This is a genomic window from Desulfovibrio ferrophilus (genome assembly GCF_003966735.1).
GTDB lineage: Bacteria > Desulfobacterota > Desulfovibrionia > Desulfovibrionales > Desulfovibrionaceae > Desulfovibrio_Q > Desulfovibrio_Q ferrophilus.
In genome coordinates this window covers 2,628,416-2,652,323 of sequence record NZ_AP017378.1, presented here as the reverse complement: position 1 = coordinate 2,652,323, position 23,908 = coordinate 2,628,416, and the positions used below count along the sequence as shown (strand labels likewise).

Annotated in this window: 19 protein-coding genes; 10 read left to right on the top strand and 9 right to left on the bottom strand. The window is 57.1% G+C overall.

Going from position 1 to position 23,908, the window contains the following annotated elements:
* Window position 1 precedes the first annotated feature (1 nt).
* The 3 genes from EL361_RS12300 to EL361_RS12290 are packed head-to-tail and all read left to right on the top strand — an operon-like array spanning window position 2 to window position 2,885.
* Window positions 2–892, top strand: coding sequence for an ABC transporter permease (locus tag EL361_RS12300; protein WP_126379961.1), 891 nt, complete (start codon window positions 2–4; stop codon window positions 890–892).
* Window positions 889–1,887 (top strand): ABC transporter ATP-binding protein, encoded by a 999-nt coding sequence (locus EL361_RS12295; protein WP_126379959.1) that lies wholly within the window; start codon window positions 889–891, stop codon window positions 1,885–1,887. The genes EL361_RS12300 and EL361_RS12295 overlap by 4 nt, the downstream gene beginning before the upstream one ends.
* On the top strand, window positions 1,884–2,885 hold the full coding sequence (locus EL361_RS12290) for an ABC transporter ATP-binding protein (RefSeq protein WP_126379957.1): 1,002 nt from the start codon (window positions 1,884–1,886) through the stop codon (window positions 2,883–2,885). Before EL361_RS12295 ends, EL361_RS12290 begins: the two co-directional genes overlap by 4 nt.
* A 130-nt stretch (window positions 2,886–3,015) precedes the next feature.
* On the opposite strand, the gene EL361_RS12285 is transcribed toward EL361_RS12290, so the two are convergent.
* On the bottom strand, window positions 3,016–4,728 hold the full coding sequence (locus EL361_RS12285) for a glutamine--tRNA ligase/YqeY domain fusion protein (RefSeq protein ID WP_126379955.1): 1,713 nt from the start codon (window positions 4,726–4,728) through the stop codon (window positions 3,016–3,018).
* Between the two features lie 423 nt (window positions 4,729–5,151).
* Here EL361_RS12285 and EL361_RS12280 point away from each other — a divergent pair, with 423 nt between their 5' ends.
* On the top strand, window positions 5,152–7,836 hold the full coding sequence (locus EL361_RS12280; protein ID WP_126379953.1) for a bifunctional diguanylate cyclase/phosphodiesterase: 2,685 nt from the start codon (window positions 5,152–5,154) through the stop codon (window positions 7,834–7,836).
* Between the two features lie 330 nt (window positions 7,837–8,166).
* On the top strand, window positions 8,167–9,051 hold the full coding sequence (locus EL361_RS12275) for a substrate-binding periplasmic protein (protein ID WP_126379951.1): 885 nt from the start codon (window positions 8,167–8,169) through the stop codon (window positions 9,049–9,051).
* Window positions 9,052–9,150: 99 nt separating this feature from the next.
* On the opposite strand, the gene EL361_RS12270 is transcribed toward EL361_RS12275, so the two are convergent.
* From EL361_RS12270 to EL361_RS12260, 3 genes are all read right to left on the bottom strand, one after another.
* On the bottom strand, window positions 9,151–10,548 hold the full coding sequence (locus EL361_RS12270) for a sigma-54-dependent transcriptional regulator (RefSeq protein ID WP_126379949.1): 1,398 nt from the start codon (window positions 10,546–10,548) through the stop codon (window positions 9,151–9,153).
* A complete protein-coding gene (locus tag EL361_RS12265) occupies window positions 10,541–13,000 on the bottom strand; it encodes a c-type heme family protein (protein ID WP_126379947.1) in 2,460 nt (819 codons plus the stop codon). The genes EL361_RS12270 and EL361_RS12265 overlap by 8 nt, the downstream gene beginning before the upstream one ends.
* A gap of 146 nt (window positions 13,001–13,146) precedes the next feature.
* A complete protein-coding gene (locus EL361_RS12260) occupies window positions 13,147–14,784 on the bottom strand; it encodes a bifunctional metallophosphatase/5'-nucleotidase (protein WP_172961735.1) in 1,638 nt (545 codons plus the stop codon).
* A gap of 68 nt (window positions 14,785–14,852) precedes the next feature.
* Here EL361_RS12260 and EL361_RS12255 point away from each other — a divergent pair, with 68 nt between their 5' ends.
* Window positions 14,853–15,275, top strand: coding sequence for a universal stress protein (locus EL361_RS12255; protein WP_126379943.1), 423 nt, complete (start codon window positions 14,853–14,855; stop codon window positions 15,273–15,275).
* Between the two features lie 28 nt (window positions 15,276–15,303).
* On the opposite strand, the gene EL361_RS12250 is transcribed toward EL361_RS12255, so the two are convergent.
* Window positions 15,304–16,404 (bottom strand): HD domain-containing phosphohydrolase, encoded by a 1,101-nt coding sequence (locus EL361_RS12250; protein WP_126379941.1) that lies wholly within the window; start codon window positions 16,402–16,404, stop codon window positions 15,304–15,306.
* 94 nt (window positions 16,405–16,498) lie between these two features.
* Window positions 16,499–16,723: a hypothetical protein gene (locus EL361_RS12245; RefSeq protein WP_126379939.1), complete on the bottom strand. Its 225-nt coding sequence runs from the start codon at window positions 16,721–16,723 to the stop codon at window positions 16,499–16,501.
* A 245-nt stretch (window positions 16,724–16,968) separates the two neighbouring features.
* On the opposite strand from EL361_RS12245, the gene EL361_RS12240 reads away from it, so the two are divergent.
* The 3 genes from EL361_RS12240 (at window position 16,969) to EL361_RS12230 (ending at window position 18,891) form a co-directional block, all read left to right on the top strand.
* Window positions 16,969–18,471, top strand: a complete 1,503-nt coding sequence (locus tag EL361_RS12240; RefSeq protein WP_126379938.1) for a sodium-dependent transporter — start codon at window positions 16,969–16,971, stop codon at window positions 18,469–18,471.
* A 3-nt stretch (window positions 18,472–18,474) separates the two neighbouring features.
* The gene (locus tag EL361_RS12235) at window positions 18,475–18,567 is read left to right on the top strand and encodes a MetS family NSS transporter small subunit (protein ID WP_126379936.1); all 93 of its coding nucleotides are present in this window, start codon (window positions 18,475–18,477) and stop codon (window positions 18,565–18,567) included.
* A gap of 120 nt (window positions 18,568–18,687) precedes the next feature.
* Window positions 18,688–18,891: a hypothetical protein gene (locus tag EL361_RS12230; protein ID WP_126379934.1), complete on the top strand. Its 204-nt coding sequence runs from the start codon at window positions 18,688–18,690 to the stop codon at window positions 18,889–18,891.
* Between the two features lie 102 nt (window positions 18,892–18,993).
* On the opposite strand, the gene EL361_RS12225 is transcribed toward EL361_RS12230, so the two are convergent.
* Window positions 18,994–19,284, bottom strand: a complete 291-nt coding sequence (locus tag EL361_RS12225; protein ID WP_126379932.1) for a peptidylprolyl isomerase — start codon at window positions 19,282–19,284, stop codon at window positions 18,994–18,996.
* 162 nt (window positions 19,285–19,446) lie between these two features.
* Between EL361_RS12225 and EL361_RS12220 the strand changes: the two genes are divergently transcribed.
* A complete protein-coding gene (locus tag EL361_RS12220) occupies window positions 19,447–20,352 on the top strand; it encodes a Tim44 domain-containing protein (protein WP_126379930.1) in 906 nt (301 codons plus the stop codon).
* 96 nt (window positions 20,353–20,448) lie between these two features.
* Here EL361_RS12220 and EL361_RS12215 read toward each other — a convergent pair whose 3' ends face one another.
* Together EL361_RS12215 and EL361_RS12210 are read right to left on the bottom strand one after the other, a co-directional pair.
* Window positions 20,449–22,683 carry a sensor histidine kinase gene (locus EL361_RS12215; protein ID WP_126379928.1) on the bottom strand — a complete coding sequence of 745 codons (2,235 nt, stop codon included), beginning with the start codon at window positions 22,681–22,683 and terminating at the stop codon, window positions 20,449–20,451.
* On the bottom strand, window positions 22,684–23,862 hold the full coding sequence (locus EL361_RS12210; protein ID WP_126379926.1) for an ABC transporter substrate-binding protein: 1,179 nt from the start codon (window positions 23,860–23,862) through the stop codon (window positions 22,684–22,686).
* Window positions 23,863–23,908 lie beyond the last annotated feature (46 nt).

Sequence of the window (23,908 nt, the reverse complement as noted above, 5' to 3'; positions counted from 1 at the left end):
CATGGCGGTATTCAATAGCGAATCCCTGTTCTGGCAGGCGGTCAAGGAGTTCTTCGAGAGCCGCGTTGCCACCATCGGGCTGATCGTTCTGGCGATTACCATTGGCGTGGCCCTGGCGGCCCCGTACATTTCGCCGCAGAATCCTTACGACCTGATGGGCATCGACATCATGGATTCGAAGCTCACTCCGGGCAGCGCGTCCCTGGACGGCTCCATCACCTATGTTCTTGGCACCGACAGTCAGGGCCGGGACATGTTCAGTGCCATCCTGTACGGGCTGCGCATCAGCCTGGGGGTGGGGGTTGTCAGTACGCTGATTGCCTTGGTCCTCGGGGCGGTCATCGGTCTGTGGGCCGCCTATCAGGGCGGCAAGACCGATGCCTTCATCATGCGCACCGTCGACCTCCAGTTGAGCTTTCCGGCCATCCTTGTGGCCCTCATCCTGCTGGCCATCCTCGGCAAGGGCATCGACAAGATCATTCTGGCTCTGGTCATGGTGCAGTGGGCGTATTACGCGCGCGCCATCCGCAGTAACGTGCTGGTGGAACGCAACAAGGAATACGTGGAGGCCGCCAAGTGTCTGGCACTGCCGCAGCGGCGGATCATGTTCAGCCATGTGCTGCCCAACTGTACGCCGGAGCTGATCGTCATCTCCACCGTCAAGGTGGCTGGTGCCATCGCCCTGGAAGCGACTCTGTCCTTCCTTGGCCTGGGTATGCCCATTACCAAACCGTCATTGGGACTGCTTATCGCCAACGGCTTTAAGTATCTGCAGAGCGGGTATTACTGGATTAGTGTCTACCCCGGTGTGGCCCTGCTTATTTTGATCGTCTGCATCAATCTGGTCGGAGATCGGCTGAGGGATGTGCTGAATCCGAGGTTGAAGCGATGAGTTCCCATCTTCTCGATATCAGGAATCTTCAGACCAATTTCTACACCCGCGCTGGTGTGGTCCGCGCGGTCAACGGCATCTCGCTGACCGTGGACAAGGGCGAGGTGCTGGGCCTTGTGGGCGAGTCCGGCAGTGGAAAATCCGTGACCGGTTTTTCCATCATGGGGCTGGTGGATCCTCCGGGCCGTGTGGCGGGCGGTTCCATCAAATTCAAGGACAAGGAACTGCTGACTCAGACCGATGCCGAGTGGCGGGATTTTCGGGGCAACCATGTGGCCATGATCTTTCAGGACCCCATGATGACCCTGAACCCGGTCTTGCGCATCGATACGCAGATGATCGAGGCCATTCGGGCCCATGAGAGGGTCAGCAAGGCCGAGGCCATGCGCCGCAGTGTCGAGGCCTTGGGCATGGTGGGCATTCCGTCGCCCGAGGAACGCATCAAGTCCTATCCGCACCAGTTTTCCGGCGGCATGCGCCAGCGCGTTGCCATTGCCACGGGGTTGCTCAACAATCCCGACCTGATCATTGCCGATGAGCCGACCACGGCCCTGGACGTGACCATTCAGGGCCAGATCCTGTCCGAGATGCAGAAGCTCTGCCGCAAGACCGACATGGCCCTGATCTGGATTACCCATGATCTCACAGTCATTGCCGGCTTGGCCCAGCGCGTGGCCGTGATGTATGCGGGCATGATCATCGAGCAGGGTCCGGTGCAGGATGTGCTGGATAATCCGTTGCATCCCTACACCGAAGGGCTGATCGGCTCGGTTCCCGGACGCAACAGACGCGGTCAGAAATTGTATCAGATTCCGGGTACCACGCCGTCCCTGATCGATCTGCCTCCGGGTTGTCCGTTCAGGATGCGTTGCCCCCGGGCAACGGATGTCTGCCTTGAAGTGCCGCCTGTGACGACCTATGCGGAGGGACGCGAGGTCTGTTGTTTTCATCCCGGAGAATATCAATCGCAACCGACAACGGAACGTTCCTCATGACCGATGCCGCGACCCCCTTCGTCCGCTGTGAAAACATCAGCCGGGTTTTTGAGAAGAAGCTGGACTTTGCAGGCAAGATGGCCCGTTCTTTGGGCTCGAATGTTCGCGAGGAGCGGGTTCAGGCTGTGGACAGCGTGAACCTGCGGATCATGCCTGGCGAGGTGGTGAGCCTTGTGGGCGAGTCCGGATGTGGCAAATCGACCCTCGGGCGCATGATCTGTGGCATTCTTGCCCAGTCCGAAGGCAAGATTTTCTACAAGGGCAAGGACGTCGCCACCATGAGCGTCGCGGAGAAGCTGGACTACGCCATCAACGTTCAGATGATTTTCCAGGACCCCTTTGCCTCTCTCAACCCGCGCAAGCGTGTGCGCAAGATCATCGGCGAGGCTCCGCTCTTTCATGGGCTGACCACGGCAAGCGAGCTGGATGAGTATCTGGATGGGGTCATGAATCAGTGCGGGCTGGACCCGAGCTACAAGAATCGCTATCCGCACCAGTTCTCGGGCGGCCAGCGCCAGCGCATTGGTATTGCCCGGGCCATGGCTGTGCAGCCGGAATGTCTGGTCTGCGACGAGTCTGTCGCTGCCCTGGACGTGTCCATTCAGGCCCAGATTCTGAATCTGTTCATGGAACTGCGCGAAAATCTCAATCTGACCTGCCTGTTCATTTCCCATGACCTGGGTGTGGTGGAGCATATTTCCGATCGCATCGCGGTCATGTACCTGGGGCGCATCGTGGAATCCGCGCCCGTGGATGATTTGTTCGACGCGCCATTCCATCCGTATACTCAGGCCCTGCTCAACGAGGTGCCAAGGCTGGACAAGCGGGGCGTGGACTTCTCGCCACTGGTCGGAGAGATTCCTTCGCCTCTAGATCCGCCCACAGGTTGCCACTTCCATCCGCGCTGCGCCCATGCCATGGAGATCTGCAAGCAGGAGGTGCCGCAGCGCCGCGAGGTTGCTCCTGGTCGCTGGGCCTGCTGCCATCTGAACGGCTGAAATCAGCCCCGTAAGTTTTTTGACTGTTTCGCAGCGCGGGAGCAGATAACGAAAAAGGCCGGACAATGTCCGGCCTTTTTGGTGTTGAATTGCGGGAGGGCCAGTGGCTGGCCCCGGATGCAGTGCGCTCTTACTTCTGCATCTGGCGCTGGATGCGGGCCCAGGAGTCGCGCAGGGTGACCGTGCGGTTGAACACGGGCTTGCCCGGTGCGCTGTCGCGGGTGTCCACGCAGAAGTAGCCCAGGCGCTCGAACTGGCAGATGAAACCGGGTTCGGCCGTCGCCAGGCTGGGTTCCACATAGGCCTGCACGGACTTCAGGGACTCAGGGTTCAGGTTCGCGGTGAAATCCTGACCTTCTTCCACTTCCATGGGGTTGTCCTTGGTGAATAGCTTGTCGTAGAGGCGGACCTCGGCGGGCAGGGCATGGGGGACGCTGACCCAGTGCATGGTGCCCTTGACCTTGCGGCCATCCTTGGACCAGCCGCCCTTGGTCTCGGGGTCGTAGGTGCAGCGCAGCTCCACGATCTCGCCGGACTCGTCCTTGATGACCTCGGTGCAGGTCACGTAGTAGGCGAAGCGTAGTCGGACTTCTCGTCCGGGTCCCAGGCGGAAGAATTTCTTCGGCGGGTCTTCCATGAAGTCATCACGCTCGATCCACAACTCGCGGGAGAAGGGGACCGTCCGCGTGCCTGCTGCCTCGTCCTCGGGGCTGTAGGGCATCTCGAATTCGTCCACCTGACCTTCGGGGTAGTTCTCGATGACGACTTTCAGCGGATTGATTACGCCCAGCACTCGCGGTGCGCGACTGTTCAGGTCCTCGCGCAGGCAGTGTTCTAGCAGGGCGAAGTCTACGGTGCTATCAGCCTTGGCTACCCCAATGCGCTCGCAGAAATCGCGCAGGGCTTCGGGAGTGTAGCCCCGGCGGCGGATACCACTCAAGGTGGGCATGCGCGGGTCGTCCCAGCCGCTGACGTGGCCTTCCTGCACCAGCTGGATCAGCTTGCGCTTGGAGAGCACGGTGCCCGTTAGGTTCAGGCGCGCAAATTCATACTGCCGGGGGCGCGGGGCAATGCCCAGCGTGTCCAGCACCCAGTCATAGAGCGCGCGGTTGTTTTCGAATTCCAGAGTGCACACGGAGTGTGTGATGCCTTCGATGGCGTCGGACAAGCAGTGCGCGAAGTCGTACATGGGGTAGATGCACCAGGCGTCGCCCGTGCGGTGGTGCGTGGCATGGCGGATGCGGAACAGGGCCGGATCGCGCAGCACCACGTTGGGGTGCGCCATGTCGATCTTGGCGCGCAGCACATGCTCACCGTCCTTGAACTCGCCAGCGCGCATGCGTGTGAACAGGTCCAGGTTCTCTTCCACGGAACGCTCACGGTACGGGCTGTGGGTGCCGGGTGCGGTCAGGGTGCCCCGTGTTTCGCGAATCTGTTCGGCGGTCTGGCTGTCCACGTAGGCCTTGCCCATCTCGATGAGCTTGACGGCGTACTGGTATATCTTTTCGAAATAGTCTGAGGCAAAGAACTGCCGTTCGCCCCAGTCGAAGCCCAGCCAGCGCACGTCTTCCTTGATGGATTCGACGTACTCCACATCCTCCTTGACGGGATTGGTGTCGTCAAAGCGGAGGTTGCAGGTGCCGTTGTATTCCTGGCCCAGTCCGAAATTCAGGCAGATGGATTTGGCATGCCCCAGATGCAGGTAGCCGTTGGGCTCCGGGGGAAAGCGGGTGGCCACATGGTCCCATGTGCCGTTATCCAGGTGCTCGTCGATGATCTGGCGGATGAAGTGCCTGACCCGGTCTTCGCTGTCGTTTCCGGGCGAGGGAGCGTTGGTGCTCATGCATTACCTCGTATGAATGATGAAGGGTCATGTCCTTGGCGCGTGAAAAAATATGCCCTATTTCCTGTCAGGAGGAAAGGTGTGTCAAGGTGGGCCGTGCTTACGGGAATTCCAGAGGAGGGTCAAACGGAGTCGATTTTCCTCGCTTCCCATTTGACTGGTTTTCAATTATCGATTTTTGAAAGGGCCAATGTTTTTATCATTGTATTATTGTCGCTTGCGGTTGTTTTTGTGTGCTCTTGATCCAGTTTGCAGGCGCTGGAGTGCACCGCAGAACGGCTGAGCTATAGGGGTAGTCAATGTTTGACACTGAATGGATTGGTTTTTGTCGAATCTCATAAGCATAATCGATGATATGCGCTTGCTGGTATATTGGATTCTGTGTATGACGGCTGTGACTGCACCTAACCAAACGGATGGCAGATGACTCGGGAACCTGATTTCGATGTGGGACTTCTCAAAGAGGAGAATGAGCGCTTGCGTGGCAGGGTCGCTGCCATGGAGCTGGAATCCTGTAGCGCAGGCTTTTCCGGTATCTTTTCTCAGGTGGTGGAGAAAAGTCCGGTCATGGTCACGGTCGCCAGCCCCGAAGGCAATATCCTCTACACCAATCCTCCCTGTCTAAGTAGTTCCGGCTATCGCAACGAAGATCTCCTCGGTAAGCCCGTTACCATCCACTGTGCCGACGGCGGGCAAATTGAACGCCTGTGGAATGCCATGGATGAGCTGCGCAGTGGTCGCCGCTGGCGCGGGCGGATACGCAAGCGCCGCAAGAATGGCACTGATTATTGGGTCGAGGCCTCATACAGTCCCGTGTTTGCCGAGAAGGGCGGTGTGTCCCACCTGCTGTGTGTCGAGCAGGATATAACCGACCGCATCCGTGACGAAGAAGTCATCCGCCGCAATGAGACATTGCTGTCCATCCTGTTCCGTATCTCCAATACGGTCCAGACCACTCGTGATCTGAATGATCTGTACCGGTCCATTCACGGTATCCTGCGGGAATTCGTTGATGTAACCAATTATTACATCGCCCTTGTTGATGAAGCGCGGGACCGGATGGTCTTTCCCTTTTTCTATGATGAGAAGGATACGGATGAATGCATCATCGAGAACATCAGCGATCCCTCCACGTACTGCTTGGCTCTGCATGTTGTCCGCACCGAACAGCCTCTGCTGATTCGTAAGAACGAGCAGGACGCTTTGATGGGAGTCAACGTCAAGGAAGGACGAGGAGTTATCGGTACCGTGGCGGAATGCTGGCTTGGGGTGCCACTCAAGGTGGGGGGCAAGACTATCGGCGCCATGGCCGTGCAGGATTATTACGATCCCATGCATTACAGCCAGAATGATGTTGACCTGATGCAGGCCATTTCAGAGCAGGTCGCCATGGCCATTGAGCGCAAGCGCATGGACGAGGCCTTGCGGGTTTCCGAGCAACGCTACCGGACGGTTTCGGATTCGGCTTTCAATCTTGAGACCTGGCGCGGAACGGATGGACGGATGCTGTACGTCTCGCCCTCCTGCGAAAGGATTACCGGGTACCCTGCCGAAAAATTGCAGCGCGATCCGGACTTCATGGAAGAAATCATCCATCGTGATGATCTGCCGTTGTGGCGCAAGCATGTTGAGGCTGGATGCAAGGGGACCTCGACCCAGCCGGTAGAGTTCCGAATTTTTCGTTCGGATGGACGGATGCACTGGTTGTCCCTGGTCAGCCGGACCGTGAATGACGACTATGGCAATTGTCTGGGCCTCAGATGCAGCATGCATGACATCACCGAGAGCAAGACCATGCAGCGCGAGCTGCGCTACGCCAATCTGCATGACTCCCTGACCGGGCTTTCCAATCGCAGCCTTTGTCTGGACCGCATTCGTCAGACCATGGAACGCTCCAAGCGGCGCGATGACCACTATTTTGCAGTGGTCTATCTGGATATCGACCGCTTTCGGGTGATCAATGACAGTATGGGCCATTCCGTTGGTGACGAGTTGCTTAGAGAGGTCAGTGAGCGTCTGCTGAAATGTGTGCGCAGTCTGGACACGGTCTCGCGCTATGGCGGCGACGAATTCGTGATCGTTCTGGACGAGCTTGAATCCCCGCGTGAGGCAATTCGGGCCGCCAAGAGGGTTCGCAAGCTGATGCGCCAACCCTTCATTGTCGGGACCCGGGAGATTCATCTGACCGTGAGCATGGGCATTGTCCTGTCTCCGGTGGGAGATGTCGGGGCCGAAGATATTTTGCAGCATGCCAATATCGCCATGCATAACGCCGTCAAGGACGGGACCGGGCGTGTCAGGGTGTTTACTGCCCGCATGCTTGAGCAGGCCGTCATGGCCATGGATATGGAGCATGATTTGGCTCGTGCCCTGGAGCGAGATGAGTTTTTCTTGAATTATCAGCCCATTGTCCGGGTCACTGATGGCGATTTGATTGGCTTCGAGGCTCTGGTCCGCTGGAACCATCCGCAAAAAGGCGTGCTCGGGCCCGGTTACTTCATCCCCTTTGCCGAAGAGAGCGGGCAGATCATTGATCTGGGGCTGGTCGTACTGCGCGAGGCCTGCAAGACCATGGCTGGCTGGCTGCAGGAGCACCCGGACAGGCCGCAAATGCAGATGTCCGTGAATTTGTCATGCCGCCAGTTCGAGCAGGTGATTCTGGTTGAACAGATATCTTGTATCCTGGAAGAGACCGGGCTGCCCGCAGCCAATCTGAAATTGGAGATCACCGAGTCGGCCATTATGCAGGATGCCGAGGGCGCCCTGTCCATCCTGCGCAGGCTCAAGAGCTTGGGCATCAAACTTTCCATCGATGATTTCGGGACGGGGTATTCATCTCTGTCCTATTTGCAACGCTTCCCGGTGGACACCCTGAAGGTGGACCGCTCCTTCATTAGCGAAATGGGCCTGAATGGCGAAAACATCGCCATAGTGCGCGCGGTGGTCGTGCTGGCCCAGAGCATGGGGCTGGATGTGGTGGCCGAGGGCGTGGAGCTGCCAGAACAGCTGGCTCAGCTGCGAGCCTTGGAATGCCAGTACGTGCAGGGTTTCTATTTCTCCAAGCCTCTGGATACCGCTGATGCGCGGATGTTTATCGCTGCCAGCTAGATCCAGTCCTCCGACAATGCCGCTGTTCTTCAGCTGGTTTCAGTTGCAGTTGAACCGAAGAGGTTGGCTTGCTGCGTAACCATCGTGCATCCCTTTTTTTTCTTTGTGATATATGATTCTGTTGATCCGGCTCGTAGGCGATTGCCTATGGGTGTTTTGTGGATGTCATCCACGCAAAATGAGACAAGGTGGATTGATTTTTTGTTTTTTGAGTTGGTATGTGGATAGCTTTGGTGTGTTTATTTAGAAAGTAAAGTATGGGAATAGTATTCTTTGCACCTCTGTGGTTGAAAGTATGGAGTGTTTATCTTTATCGGGAGGTTTTTTCCGATGGCTGCGAGAGTCTGTCATCAGGGTTGGTTAGTTGTCATCGCTTGCGTGCTGTTTATCAATCCGGTCGGGTGTGCATACGCTTTGGATGAGATAGTATTGACTCCTGGTTTTTCAGCACAGGATGACAGATACGCCTATCCTTATGCCATCCTGAAGAGGGCTCTCGAATCCACGGTTGTAACTGACGGGGGTTACACCATTTCTTACAGCCCCTCGGCAATGAGTAGAAAAAGAGCTCTGGAGGAATTGGTTCAGGGAAAGCTCCTCAATGTGCATATCGCAGCAACACGACCGGAATGGGAATCAGAAGTCCTGCCAGTTCGCATTCCTGTCTTGAAAGGGCTTTTGGGGTACCGATTGTTTCTTGTTCGTTGCGACAGTCTAACGAAATTCGAGCATGTTCAATCACTTGCTGAATTGAAGAGTCTCCGTGTTGGTTCCGGTGCGCAATGGACGACTACAGAGGTGCTGAGAAAGGCCGGGTTTAATGTCGTGGCGGGAACGGATTATGAAGGTCTATTCGGAATGTTGGACATCGGTCGGTTCGATTATATTCCGCGTGGCGTCAACGAGATTTTCTTGGAATTGAATTCTCGGAAGGAACGGTATCCGGGCTTGTGCGTGGAGCCTTCATTGATGCTGTATTTCCCGACTCCCAGTTATTTTTTTGTATCTCCGCATTTTCCTAAACTGGCGGCCCGCATCGAACGTGGGATGGAGCGCATCATACAAAGTGGGGAGATGGATCTGATATTTGAGGAATATTACGGCGAAGCCATTGCCCGCGCAGAACTCAAGAGGCGGATGGCACTGACAATCGACAATGATCTTCTTTCCCGGGAGACGCCCTTTGATCGCCACGAATTGTGGTATCGCCCATAAGGTCTGTGCCGAAGGGGCGTCAGGACAATCTCAGTCAGAGCCGTTTCTCCCTTTTGAGAGGAATGGTGATGCTCCTCAAAGGGGTTGAGTTGATGGCTGTTAGCTCTTCCTGAATTGATCCGCGTCGATATCCAGACGTTTCAATATCTTTTGCAGCGATACCCGTTCCAGGCCCGAGGCGCGTGCCGCATGGGAGATATTGCCTTGCGTGGCCGTCAGCAACTGGCGGATGTAGGTCCGGGTGAAGTCGTCCACCACCGTGGCCTTGGCTAGCTTGTAGGGGGGCAGGTCCTGATCCGCGTTTGTGTCAGCACGGCTGTCGGCCAGTCGGGCCAGTGAGAGGCTAACGGTCTCGTCCTGGGCAAAGACCGCCAGCCGACGCATGAAGTTTTGCAACTCCCGGACGTTGCCCGGCCAGGGGCGCGAAGCCAGATGAGCGAGCACCTCGGGAGCAATCTCCTTGGGCGGAATGCGCATTTCGCGGCAGGTCTCGGACAGGAAGTGGTGCGCCAGATGGGCAATGTCCTCTGTCCGCTTTGCCAGTTGTGGCACTCGAATGGCCAATACGTTCAGGCGGTAGAACAGGTCTTCGCGGAAGGTGCCTGCTCGCATCTTTGCTTCCAGGTCTTGATTGGTGGAGGCAATAATCCGAACGTTGACCTGTATGCTGTTGCTGGTGCCCACAGGCCGGACTTCCTGCTCCTGCAGGACGCGCAGCAGCTTGGTCTGGATATCCATGGAAATGTCACCGATCTCATCCAGCAGCAGGGTGCCACCGTTGGCACTGGCAAACAGGCCTTTGCGGTCACGGTCTGCACCGGTGAACGCGCCTTTGACGTGGCCGAAGAGTTCGCTTTCCAGCAACTGATCCGGGATGGCCGGGCAGTTGACCGTGAGCAATGGTCCGTCGCTGCGCTTGGACTGGGTGTGGATGGTGCGGGCCACTAGTTCCTTGCCGGTACCGGATTCGCCAGTGACCAGCACGGTATAGTCGCTGGCGGCTACGGCGGCTACGGATTCGCGTAGCCGCTTCATGGCGGTGCTTTCGCCCTGCAACAGAGTTTTCGAATTCGTATTCTGCTCCACCAGTTTTTTCAGGCGGCGGTTTTCGTCCAGCAATCTGGCCCGCTCCATGGCCTTGGATACGGCCCGGATCAGGCTTTCCCGGTCCACGGGCTTGGTCAGGAAATCGTAGGCGCCGCCCTTCAAGGCATCCACGGCGGTCTCGATGGAACCGTAGCCGGTGATCATGATCACCGAGAGCTGGGGCAACAGAGCAAAGGCCTGGTCCAAGAGCTCCTGGCCGGAGAGCCCCGGCATGCGTAGATCCGTGAGCATCAGCGGCACGGGCGTTGCGTCCAGAATCTGCAGGGCCTCTTCTCCGCCCCCGGCGATCAGGCATTCAATGTCGGGAAACTCCCGTTCAATGAGTCGGGCCAGACCACGTGCGAAATCGGCCTGGTCATCCACAATGAGGATGGCGTCGCGCTCACTCAAGGTGATTGTCTCCTTGGTTTTTGGCAGGGAGTGTCAGGGTGAAAACGGCTCCATCGGCATTGTCTACATCAATGCGTCCGCCTACCTGCTGCATCAATCCATAGACCACGGCCAGACCGAGGCCGGAGCCTTTGCCGACCTCCTTGGTGGTGAAGAACGGGTCGAAAATGCGCGGCAGGTCGTGCGGGGCGATACCCGGGCCGTTGTCACGAATGGTGATGACGACTTCATCCGTCTCCTGGATTTCAGAGGCACTGACGTTGATGCTGCAAGAGGCCTGATCATCACCGCAGGCGTCGATGGCGTTGAGCAGCAGATTGCTGATGATCTGCTCCAGGGACTCGGGGCCGATGTTGACCCTGGGCAGGCTCTGGGGCAGGTCCAGCTTAATGGAAGCACCGCGCTTTTCGGCCTGGACCGAAAAGACCTCGCACAGGGTGGTGATTACGGTCAGTGGATCGCAAGGGCCTTTGGTTGCCTTGCGCGGGCGGGCAAAGTTCAACAGGTCCTGCAGGACGCGCTGGGCCTGCTTGGTGTGATTGATGATGATTTCTACATCGGCCTTGCTCTGATCGGTCGAGGCCGCGGAACGCAGCAGTTCGGCGTAGCAGAGGATGATTCCCAGCGGGTTGTTGATTTCATGCGCCAGTCCCGCTGCAAGCTTGCCCACGGTAATCAGCTTTTCATTCTGTTGCAGGCGCGCGAGCATGCGTTTTTCCGAGGAGTTTTCACGGACGTAGATAACCGCCCGGCCTCCACGGTCTTTGGAGCCGGGAACGGGGTAGATGTTCAGGGCGAAGCTTCGCCCTGCGAGCAGCTCGGTTTCGTAAGACTTGGGCGTGCCGTCTTCCAGAACCTGACGCAGGGGGCAGGCCTTGCCCTTTGCCGGATCGATCCCGAGCATCCGGGCCAGCAGGATGTCCACGTCCTTGGCCGGGATGTTCTCGTATTGAGCCAGGGCGCGTGCGGCCTGGTTGGCAATGATGATGTTGCAGGCGCCGTCCATGAGCAGCAGCGGGTCGGCGATGCCCTCGAAAATGGAGGCCAGGACATCGTTTTGACGCAACAGGTTGTCCAGAGCGTTGATGTTTTCCATGGCAATGCCCAGCTGTCTTCCCAGGGCGATGAGCACATCGCGCATCTGTCCGGGTTCTTCGCCGGTGTCTTCGTCCCAGCGCAGGATAAGGTAGCCTTCCAAGGCCGTGTCGTTGGGCTGCACGGGAATCAGCGCCGTGTCGTAGGTGAATACAGGGCGGGATTCGGCCAGGATGGACGGCCAGTCCTCGGGCAGCTGAGGCCGGATGTTCTTCACGGGCCATGAATAGGAATTCTGGGAGGCCAGGGTACAGACAAATGCTGCTTCCCGGGCGCGGTAGCGTTCCCCGATCTTGGGCAGGGCTGTTTCGATGAGTTCGCGTCGCGTCTGGGATTGGTTCAGCCCATCCAGCAGGCCCACGAACAACAGAACGTCACTGCGCCGTTCCATGGCTTCCAGGGAAAGCTCCTTGGTCCGCTCTTCGACCATGCCTTCCAGGTTCTTGGCGTATTTTTCCAGTTCGCTGCGAGCCGTGGACAGGTTGCTGGCCAGTTCTTCCACAGAACGCTGGATCTCATCGATTTCGTCGCCTTCCTCTCCCATGGCGTCCAGCCGACTGAACAGGGTCTGATGGGCCTGCTTGCCGAAATAGCGGGGGAAGGCATCCAATACGCCACGCAGGCTCTGGATGACCACACGGTTGAACAGGATGTTGACCACGGCAAAGCAGATAAACGTGCCGAAGATGGCCATCAGCACATAACCCAGAGTGGCCCCTCGGATGCGCGATAGGGCGCTGCCCACGGGCATGATCACGGAGGTGACGCCGCCCACCGAACCTTCGATGCGCCCGAAGCCGTTTCTGTCCCCATAGCGCTCGATGAGCACGGCAGGTGCGTCGGCGGGTTCGCCGTGGCAGTTCATGCACGACTTGCCGAAGCGCACGGGGCGGGCAATGAGGTAATATTGCAGTCCCTCGATGGTCTCAAAGCGGGAGATTTCAAGGGCCTTGGGATGGTCCTGGAAGTAGCGGACCAGTGTGGCTTCGCGCTCGGTGGCTTCGAATTGGGGGTTGCGCGCATCAATGGACACCCGACGATAGGTGAATGGGTCTTCGCCGCTGTCCACGTTTTCCATGACCTTGCGCGAGATGTATGAGGTGCTCATGGCCTCGATGATGAATTCATCTTCGGGTAGCAGTCCGTACATGACGGGGCGGAGCGTCTCGCGCACATAGCGGCGAACGGCTTCCACCTGAGAGAGGATCAACTCTGCCTTGTGCGCCACCTCTGACTCCAGCAGGCCGCGCAAATGAAAATACAACCCAAAGGAAAAGATCAGCCCGCCTCCGAGGGCGATGGCTGCCAGCCCCAGCAGGAATTTGGTCTGGATGGTTTTGGGTTTTGCTACTTTCATGGGCCGACTTCCGGTCAGAATAGGTTTTCAAGACTGCCAACCCTATGTCCGGAATGGAAGCAAGGCAAGCAGGGCAAAGGAATCCGCCACCTTGGATACACAGGTGCTAACTTGTGTTAGCATTCACTGCTGCCTATGGGAAGTCCTCAGGGCATTTGCCTGATGCGGTTGCCTGTTCCCGGAGTGGTCAGGGGGCTGTGCAATTCAAAATACTCCCTCAGGGCGTCTGCCGTGGAGAGGGAGGTGGTATAGGCCGACGGCCCGAAGGGCTTGAGCATGGTGTAGCCGTCTCCCCCGCCAAGCAGGTAGTCGGGTAGAGCGATGCGATAGCTGTCGTTGGGGTTGAGGGGCAGCCAGAAATGCCCGTCAAAGATTTCCGCCTCAAGGATGCGCTGTCCTTCCGGGCGTGAGGGCGACCAGGAATAGCGTAACCCGGCGGTTTGCAGAAAACGCCCCGTGCCTGAATCGTGGGTCCCGTCGGCACGGCTGACGCCGTGCTCAAGAACTTCGAGTAGAATCTGTCCGGGGAGTTCGGCGACCAGAATCTCATTGGCGAAAGGCAGAGCCGTGAGCACGTTGCCCAATGTCACTTCGCCAGCGGGAAGTCCGGCCCGGAGGCCTCCGCTATTGATGAGAGCGGCTCGTGCTCCGGCTTGGAGGGATACATCCAGGGTTGCGTCAGCCACGAGGTTGCCCAGGATGCATTCGCCAAATCGGCATTGCTTTTTGGGGGTATCGATGCGGCTCTGTAGCCTGCCCACCGTGGAGGAACGGAAAGAAGCCAATTCGGTTTGATAGCCCCGGACCAGTGCGACGATGTCTTCAGCGCGGGGCTGGGAATTGTCGAGGTTCAAAGGTTGCCCGGACCAGGATACGGGGACGCCGGAATCATCAAAATCCACGGTGAGACGCCCGAGATTCCGACCCCATTGCCCGTCCTGAACCACCAGTACCGGTTGCTCGGAGGGACCGTTGACTACAGTGGGATAGGGACCAGCGGAGTTTGGCTCCGAACCCAGCCGGGTGTGGGAATGCCCGCCGACCACGATATCCAGCCCTGGGGTCGTGCGCGCCAGTTCAAGGTCTGCGGCGTAACCGTTGTGGCTCAGGGCAATGATGATTTCGGCTCCTTGGGCACTGAGGTCATGTATGGATTGGCGCAGACAGGGTGCGGGATCGTTGAACTGAAGCGTTGCTCCGGGGGAGGAGAGAAATGCGGTCTCCGGGGTGATGACCCCGATGATTCCGATACGGCGGCCGCCGCGTTCCAGCAGCAGGTGCGGTTTGATCCGATCGCTCAATGGTGTGTCTGTTGACGCATCAACGTTGCAGGCGAGGAGAGGGAAGTTCAGAGACGTGGAAAAATCAGCAAGCACCTGGGGGCCCGCGTCGAATTCATGGTTTCCCAGAGCCATGGCATCGTAGCCCACGGCATTCATCAGTGTTGCGGCAGCTTGCCCCTTGAACCGAGTGAAATACAGGGTCCCCTGGAATTGGTCGCCCGCGTCCAGCAGGAGAACGTTTTGTTCCTGTGCACGCTCGGCACGGGCCGCATCGGCGATGCGAGCCATACCGCCGGAACAGGGCTTGTCCGTGGTTTCGGGGCAGAGCTGGCCGTATTTGTCGAACTGGGACAGGTGGGCGTGAATATCGTTGGTATGCAGGATGGTCAGGCTGTAAGTGCGGGCACAACCGCCCAGTGTCAGAACGGTGACCAGAAGCAGAACCATGATCGGGGGAAATTTCCTGCCTGGCGAAGGGGTGTTTCTTCTCAGGGTGGGCATACTATTTCTCCTTGCGGATTTGGCAGAGAGTACATCAGGTCTTATCATAAAGAAAAGAGGAGGGCGTTATGAGGATCAAGAAAATACTCGTCCCCGTAGACGGTTCCGAACCTTCCTTGACTGCGGTGGAGCATGCAGCGGAACTTGCTGCACTGAGCGGGGCATCCATTCTGTTGCTGCATTGCCACAAACCGGTGCCCACCACTCTGGGTGAACCCAATTTCCAGTTGGTGTTGGATCGGCTGATGGCCGACGCCGAACTGGTGATTGAAATTGGGCGTGCTCCTTTGGATGGCAAGGGGGTGGCGCATGCCTCCAAGGTCATTGGTGGCAATACGGCTCAGATCATCGTGGAGGTCGCCGACATCGAGGGATTCGACCTGATCGTGATGGGGAGCCGGGGGCTAGGAGGCGTCAAGGGGCTGCTTTTGGGCAGTGTGACGCACAAGGTCCTCCAGGCTGCCTCGTGTCCGGTACTTGTGGTTCGTTGAGGATTGATGAAGTCCTAGGATTCGTGGCTCAGGATTGGCTTGAGTCCGGGTAGCGGGTGGTGATGGCTGAAATCTCATCGGTGCTATTCAGCAGGATGTCCGTCAAATGGGGATCAAATTGCAAACCGCTTTGCTTGCGATACATATCCAGCACTTTGTCCAGCGGCCAGGCATCCTTGTAGATGCGTTTTTGGGTCAGGGCGTCAAAGACATCGGCGATGCAGGTGATGCGACCGTAGACGTGGATGTCCTCACCAGCGAGGCCGTGGGGGTATCCTTTGCCGTCCCAGCGTTCATGATGTTGCAGGGCGGTGATGGCTGCGGCCTTCATGATGCGGCGTTTAGAGTGGTTCAGGATCTCGAAGCCGATCAGGGTGTGTGACTTGATGATTTCGAATTCTTCAGTGGTCAGCCTGGCAGGCTTGTTGAGAATGGAATCCGGGATGGCGATTTTGCCCACGTCGTGCATGGGGGAGGCCAGGCGCAGCGTCTCGGCTTCGGTTTTATCCATGCCACTCTTGATGGCCAGCAGATAGGAGATTTCGGCCACGCGTCGAACATGGTTGGCGGTTTCCTTGGAACGGTGCTCCACCACGTCGCCCAGAAGCATGATCAGTTCCTTCTGGGTGTGAATGATTTCCTCGTTCAGGACCTGCACCTTGTGCTGAGCCTCGAGGCGCTCATTGGCCTCCTTGCGCAGGTCGGCAGTCCGCTTTTTGACCTCTTCTTCCAGATGTTCCCGGTAGCGCCGGTTCTGGCGTAACAGATCGGCTCGTTCCAGGGCTTTGCTGACCCTGTGTTCGAGCACGTTCATGTCGCGGATGGGTTTGGTGACGAAGTCCCATGCCCCGTGGCGAACGGCTCGAACGGCATCGGCGATGACACCGACTCCGGAAACGACGATGACCGGGGTCTCGGGAGATTTGTGTGTGATGGCGTCCAGCACGCCGAAGCCGTCCAACTGGGGCATGTTCAGGTCGCACAGGACAACGTCGGGTTGCGTGGCTTCGAAAGCCTGGACCCCTTGCCGTCCATCGAACGCAGTCTCGCACTCATAGCCCATGTCTTCGAAGAAGTCGGCTATGGTCTGGCAGAGAAATCTTTCGTCATCAATAATAAGAATGCGCATAATCGTCTTGTGTTGGTCCGGATTGGTAGTTCTTTGAATAAATAGTCTATTTAAGGGGCAAGGGCAACGTGATTTGCTTTTCAGGTGGCCAGTTTCAGCAGAATTCAGACTTGATAAGTCTGGAACGAGGGCTGGCAGCCTCAACATGAGAAATTGCTTTTGCAGCAGCGAGTTTAGACTTTTTATAGATTATTTTTAGATCAAAAATCTTTGAAAATATCTGTGATTTCGGCACAAAACCATTATTTTCTGCGGCGCCTTCTCTAAAGGTGGGGAGCCCTGTTGTTTCTGGTTTGCCTGTTATGGGAAAGCTGTCCATGAAACTTCCTTTGCAGAGTTCGGAATGAGAAAAAACTTAAAAGAATAATACGCATTCAGAATAATTTCCCGGAATAATCTTTTCAATACAATATATCATTGTAGACAATTTCAGATATGGGGGGTATGCAAACCGTCCGTAATGGTGCGGGGTGCGGTAAAAACTTTTTATTTTTCATTTAGTCTCGACCGGTCATTAGCACAGCGACAACTCATTCGGGGCAGAAAATCTGAGAGGAGTGTTCCATGGCAGAACGCGAACAATGGGGATCACGAGTAGGATTTATCCTCGCGGCCGTAGGCTCAGCCATCGGCCTTGGAAATATTTGGCGCTTTCCTTATATGGCGTATGAAAATGGCGGCGGGGCCTTCCTGGTACCGTACATCTTCGCCATGCTCACCGCGGGTATCCCGTTCATGGTGATGGAGTTCGGGTTGGGGCATCGCTTCCGCGGTTCCGCTCCCAAGGTCTTCGCTAGTATCAACAAGCGCTGGGAGTGGCTGGGCTGGTTCCAGGTCCTCGTGGCAGCGGTCATTTCCGTGTATTACGTGGCCGTCATTGGCTGGACCATTTCCTATACCGGATTTGCCTTCACGCAGTCCTGGGGTGCAGATCCCAAGGGCTTTTTCTTTGGCGAGTTCCTGGGCCTGACTGGTGGGCCTTTGGAATTGGGTAGCCTGCAGCCCAAAATTTTTGCTGCTGTTCTTCTGGCCTGGAGTATCACCTGGCTGGCTTGTATGACTGGCGTCAAGAAGGGTATCGAGCGCGCAGGCAAGGTCCTGATGCCGGTGCTGTTCCTGATGGTGGTGGTGCTCACCGTGCGCGTGCTGTCCCTGGACGGTGCCGCAGACGGCGTGAACTGGCTGTTTAAGCCCGACTTCTCGCGGCTGACCGACTATAAGGTCTGGGTTGCTGCTTACGGTCAGATCTTCTTCAGTCTGTCCGTCGGTTTTGCTATCATGCTGGCCTATTCCAGCTATTTGCCGGCCAAGTCCGATATCAACAACAACGCCTTCATGACCGTGTTCATCAACTGCGGCTTTTCCATGATGGCCGGTGTGATGATCTTCTCGGTGCTCGGTTACATGGCTGCCCAGCAGGGCGTGCCCATCAAGGACGTGGCTGGCGGCGGTGTGGGCCTGGCCTTTATCACCATCCCCATGGCCATCAATCTGATGCCCATGCCCGCGTTTTTCGGCACCCTGTTCTTCCTGTCCCTGACCATGGCCGGTGTGTCTTCGCACATTTCCATTGTCGAGGCCTGCATCTCAGCCTTCATGGATAAGTTCGGCTGGAGCCGTAAGAAGACCACCAACACCCTGTGTCTGGTCGGTTTTCTCGTCTCTCTGGTGTTCTGCATGGGCGGCGGGTTGTACGTTCTGGATATTGTTGATCACTTCATCAACAACTTCGGCATCTTGGGATGTGCTCTCATGGAAATTTTTGCGATTTCCTGGTTGTGCCGTCTGGACGTGCTGCGTGACCACGTGAACCGCACCTCTGAATTCATGGTGGGCCAGTGGTGGAACTTTTCACTCAGGTTCCTGACCGTGGGCATGCTCGGCATGCTCGTAATCAGCAACTTCTACGGTGATATCGCCAAGAACTACGGTGGCTACGACCTCGGTCCCATTATTGGGTATGGTTGGGCTGTCGTGCTGGCCTGTTTTGCCCTGGCCTTTGTGCTGAAGAGCAAGAGTGGCCGCGCCGGTTTCGCCATGAACAACGACAACAGCTTGAGGAGGTAGAGTATGTCTACTGGAGCCATCGTCATGATGATCATCGGACTTGGCATCACCTGGGGTGGTGCCGCGCTGTGCATGCTCAAGGCCATGAAGAAATAGGCTTTGTGAGCTGATACGATAACGACAGGGGGCATCCGCAGGGGTGCCCCTTTTTTGTTGCCCTTGCTCCTTTCCGCTGAAGACTTATTCTATAGGGATAGGAATCGAAGGAGTAACACCATGAAGACCGATGTTCGCAGTGAAGACTACCGGGGCTGGACCATCACTCTGCGTCCCACCGATGAATATTGCGCACGCTTTGCCATGACCCTGACCGACCCTGACGGTGGTGAAAAGCACTTTGCTGCCGCTGGAGATACCGAGGCCCGAGCCCTGGAACGTGGGCGGGAAGTTGTTGATATGGAAATGGATCATTTTCAGTAGCCTGTGCTCTTGGTCAACAATAAAGCCCCTGCCGGAAGAAACCGGCAGGGGCTTTGTCATCTGTTCGACGTTCAGTCGGGCGATGATGAGATTCTGAGTGCGCTATTCGGCCTTGCCGTTACGCTCGGTGATCAGAATCAGATGGTAACCGAACTGGGTCTGGATGGGGCCGTGGACTTTGCCCACTTCCTCGGTGAAGCAGACCTTGTCGAATTCAGCAACCATCATGCCGGGCTGGAACTGGCCCAGATCGCCGCCGCGCTGGCCCGATGGGCACTTGGAGTTTTGTTTGGCTGCATCATCAAAAGAGGTGCCTTCCTCGATCTGTTTCTTCAGGTCCAGACAGGCTTCTTCGGTCTCCACCAGAATGTGCTTGGCGCTACAGGTCAGCATCGTGTTGTCTCCTTGGTATCGATTTGTGTGATTTTTACGGTGAGCGGGGACAATTGCATGATCTGTTGCGGCTTGGCAAGTCGGTGCGGTCATCCTTGACAGGGTGCTTGGGGCGCCTTATCCGAGTGGTTCGACCCCATCGTAACCTACGAGGAAATCTAAATGCGTACAGCTATTAAATTTATGATAGTGCCCCTGCTTCTGGTGGCGCTGATCGCCATGGATGCCGGCTTTGCCGATGCCAAACGCTTCGGCGGCGGGCGCTCCTTTGGCGGCAGTCGCTCCTTCAGCAAGAGCTACTCCAAACCCGTTTCACCGACCAAGCAGGGCACAGCGGGTTCCACCGCGACCCAGGGGACGCAACGTCCCTCCCGCTTTGGCGGCATGGGCGGCATGTTTGGTGGTTTGCTGGCCGGAACCCTGCTGGGCTCCATGTTCTTTGGTCATCCCTTTGCCGGTGGCGGAATGATGGATATTCTGCTCATTGGTGGCCTGATCTTTTTGGCCATGAAGCTGTTCCGACGTCGGCGTCCGGCTCCGCAGGTGGCGGGTGGCCGTAGCGGTGGCATGTCTTATGGCGGTGGTGGCCCTCAACCCCATGAGGATTCCAGCATGCAGCGTCAGGCCCACGGGGCCTGGGGCGGTCTGGGTTCCACCCAGGGGGCGGCAGAGTCTGCTCCGGAGTTGGACCTGCCTGCCGGTTTCGACACCGATGAGTTTCTGGAAGGGGCCAAGCTGGCATTCAATCGCCTGCAGGCTTCGTGGGACAGCCGCGATATGGATGATATCTCCCAGTTCACCACTGGGGCCGTGCTGAATGAGATCAAGAGCCAGGCGGCCCAGGACCCCGGACCGTCCCGGACCGAGATTCTGATGGTCAATGCTCGCCTGCTTGAGGTCAAGCAGGAGGGCGGAGCGACCCTGGCGACAGTCTATTTCGACGCTCTGATGCGCGAAGACACCTCCGGTGGCTCCGAGCAGGTGCGCGAAGTCTGGCATTTCAAGCAGGACGATACTGTTCAGGGTGGCATGTGGCTGGTGGATGGATTGCAGCAGTTGGAAAACTAGCAGCACCACATCATGAAAAGTAGAAGGGCGGCTCCGGTTGGAGTCGCCCTTTTTTATTGGCTGGCCACAATGTGCGGAGTTCTTCGCTCTTGCCGGTCAGGACTGAGCGCAGGGAGGGACTGTGTGCTCCGGGGAGGCGTTGAGAGGCAGGCTGATGGTGAACGTTGTGCCCTGTCCGGGGGTGGAGTCCACGGCAAAGGTGCCACTGTGGTTGTTGGTAATGATGAAATAGGACACGGAAAGGCCCAGGCCAGTGCCCTTGCCCACTTCCTTGGTGGTGAAGAATGGCTCGAAGATGCGGGAGCGTATATTTTCCGGGATGCCGGGACCGTTGTCGGTAATGGATACTTGAACGTACGGGGGTCTGACCCGGGTACTGATCGTGATCGTGGGCTCTGAAGGAGGCTCTGGCATGGAGTCTATGGCATGTGCTGCATTCTTGAGCAGGTTGAAAATGACCTGTTCGATCTCTGTTGTCGTGCATGGCAAGAGCGGCAGGTCGCTGTCGAAATTGCGGATGATTTTAATATTTCTGAAATCGTAGCGTTTTTTGAGGTCGTAGTCGCTGGACGCCAGACCAATGACCGTGTCGATGAGTTGATGCAGTTCGCAGTGCGTGTGACAGGGCGCGCTATTGCGGGAGAAATTGAGCATATTACTGACAATGTCCGCCGCCCGTTTACCGGAGGTGATGATGCCCTCAAGCATCTTGGGGATTCTTCGGGCATCGAGATAAGCCTGCATGGTGCTCAATTCGAGGTTTGTCTCCTGTGCTGCCTTGATATTGGCGGGCAATTCGGGGTCGAATCGGCGCAAGATGTTTTGCGCTCCCTGCAGGATGCCACCCAGCGGATTGTTGATCTCGTGTGCCATGCCAGCGGCAAGGCCTCCGACAGACATCATCTTCTCGGTCTGAATCATGATCTCTTCAAGGCGCATCCGGGTGGTGACGTTGTCCATGCGCAATACGGCTCCGCGCTCCGGGGCATCCTGTAGTGGATAGACTTCCAGATGATAGATGGCGGTGCCGGATTCCGTGTTCCAGTTCAATCTGTCCAGTGAGGCCGGGCGTTGTTCCTGAAGGACCTGGCTGATCATCTTGGTCACCGGTTCAAGTTGGGGCAATAGCTCCAGGATTGGGCGACCAATGGCGTCCCCTGCAGGTATCCCCGCCAGATCGTGGGCGCCGGAACTCCATTGCGTGACGATCCCGTCCGCATCCAGGGCTGCGAAGACCGAGGGCAGGGAGTCGATGACACTGCGGATATATTTGCGGCCCTGGCGCAAGAGATGCTCACGGTGCGCAATCTCACGGTACATGAGAGCGAATTCGTCCTCGATGGCCGCCAGTTCCGCAAAGGTCTGGTCGGGGGCAGAGGCAGGAGGGATGCTCCTGTCACGTGCCGTGTGTTTGATGAGCGCTGCAAAGGACGAAAGCGGTGTGACGATGTCCTTGTTGAGTTCGGCTCGAAATAGGGCCGTCATCATCAGGAAGAACGCCACCAGAAAGACGACCAGCGCGATGACCGTTTGAGCGATGGGGAAAAACACTGCATTGGCCGATGTGGAAAGGGCAAGCACCCATCTCAGGGATTCCATGCGCACCAAGGAACTGAAGAAATAGAGATCGCCGTCTTTGTGCAGGCTGTACCCATGCGAGTCCTTACCAAGTGATTGCAACAATTCCTCACCGCCGATATTGACCTGCTGCCGGACCAGGCGCTGGTCAGGGTGAACGATGACGTTGCCGTAGGCATCTGTGATGACGATGTTTCGCTCTCCTCCTGCGGGAGAGAAGAGCTTGAGATGATCCTGCAGGGCGGAGAGGTCAAGTTCCGCAATGGCCCTGCCTCCTCCGGGAGCAACATGTCCGACGTAGATGGTCAGCTTGTTTGCCTCCGGGGAATAGATCGGTCGGGAAAGCAGGAGCTCGGGATGCGTTTGGGCCTGGGGGAAGAGCAGGGGGAAATCGACACCCTTGAGGCCTGTGGGATAGGCCGCCAGCACGATATTTTCCGCATTGACCCAGAGCAGTCGCTCGAAATGTGGGAAAGTGGTGTGCATTTGCCTGAGGTCCAGGGTCAGGGATTGTTCCTCCGATTGGTTGGCTCGGTAGGCCAAATGCTTCAGGGCGTAGAGTGCGTCCTCGACATAGGCTTCAGCGTAGCGTGCAAGAGAGTCAGCCAGCAGCTTGTCTTGCTGCTTCAGGTTGGCATACTGCCGGTACGAGAAGAATCCTCCGATGAATACGACGAAGACAATACTCGGAATGAGCAGAAATCTTGTGAGTTTGGTGCTCAGGATGCGGTGCAGGGGGCGAGGAACTGGCATCTAGTCGTTCTCGATGGTGGTCAGAGTGACGAATGTGCGATCGCGGATGGTCACGATGAATGAAGGGCGGATAACGTCGCCGAATTCGTCGAATCGGATGGGGCCGCTGACTCCGGGGTGGTTGCCCATGGCCATGATGCTTTCGGACAACAAGCTGGGATCGCCTCCCCCCCAGCGCAGGGCCTCGATGAGGACACTGGCAGCTTCGAAGCCGAAGGCTGCGGCGTAATTTGGTGGCCAGCCGAAGCGCTCCTGGTAGTGTACCTGAAAATTAGTGAATTCCGAGCGCTTGTTGTCCCCTGTGTAGCTGACGGCAAAGATGATTCCTTCAACGGCTTTTCCTCCGGCCAGGGTGAGCTCGCGGGTATAGGCCCACATGGAACTGTAAATGGGGATGTCGATGTTCTGGACCCGCAACTGGCGGGCCAGTGCGGCGAGGTCCCGGGCCGATAGGGCGACTGTCAACGCTTCTGCGCCGGAGGAGGCAATGCGTTTGGCGATGTCATTCCAATCTTTAATGGATGAGGACCGGATGTCGATTTGATCCAACACGGTACCGCCCAGGGCAATGAATCGCTTTTCGAAAATCTGGTTGAAGGGGAGACTGTAAGCTTCGTTGTCCCGATCCTGAAGCGTGACCACGGTCCTGGTTTTGTCAACGGTTCGGCAATAGGTGGCGAGTCCATTGGCCCAGTCCCTGCTGCTGGAAATGACCCGGAAGAAAAGATCTTCTCGGTGGGAGAGCAGGGGCGTGGATGTGGTTGGTGAAATTCTGGGGAGTTTCAACTTTTCGGCCAGGTCATAGCTGGCCATGCTCTGGGCACTGGTCATATGGCCGATGACGACTTTGACCCCGGATTCCTTGAGAGCCTGGATGGCAACTTGGGCTTCTTCAGCGGAATAACCATCATGTTGGGCAATGAGCTTCAGCTTTCTGCCGTTTATGCCGCCTCGTGTGTTTTCCAGTTCGATGGCCAGTTGAGCACCGTTGCGCCCCTGAACGCCCAGGTCGGAATATTTGCCTTCCAGTGGTCCGGCAAAGCCGATGAGGAAGGGGCCGGACTCGCTGCATGACCAGAGTTGGGCCAGCAACAAGGCTCCCACCAGTAGCATGGCTACAGAGCAGAGGGTGACAAGCCTAGAACGGCCAGGATGAACCGGGCTGGGTGAAGCTCTCATATCAATCAATCCTATCAGTCATGCGGGGCTACTGCAACGAGCAGGC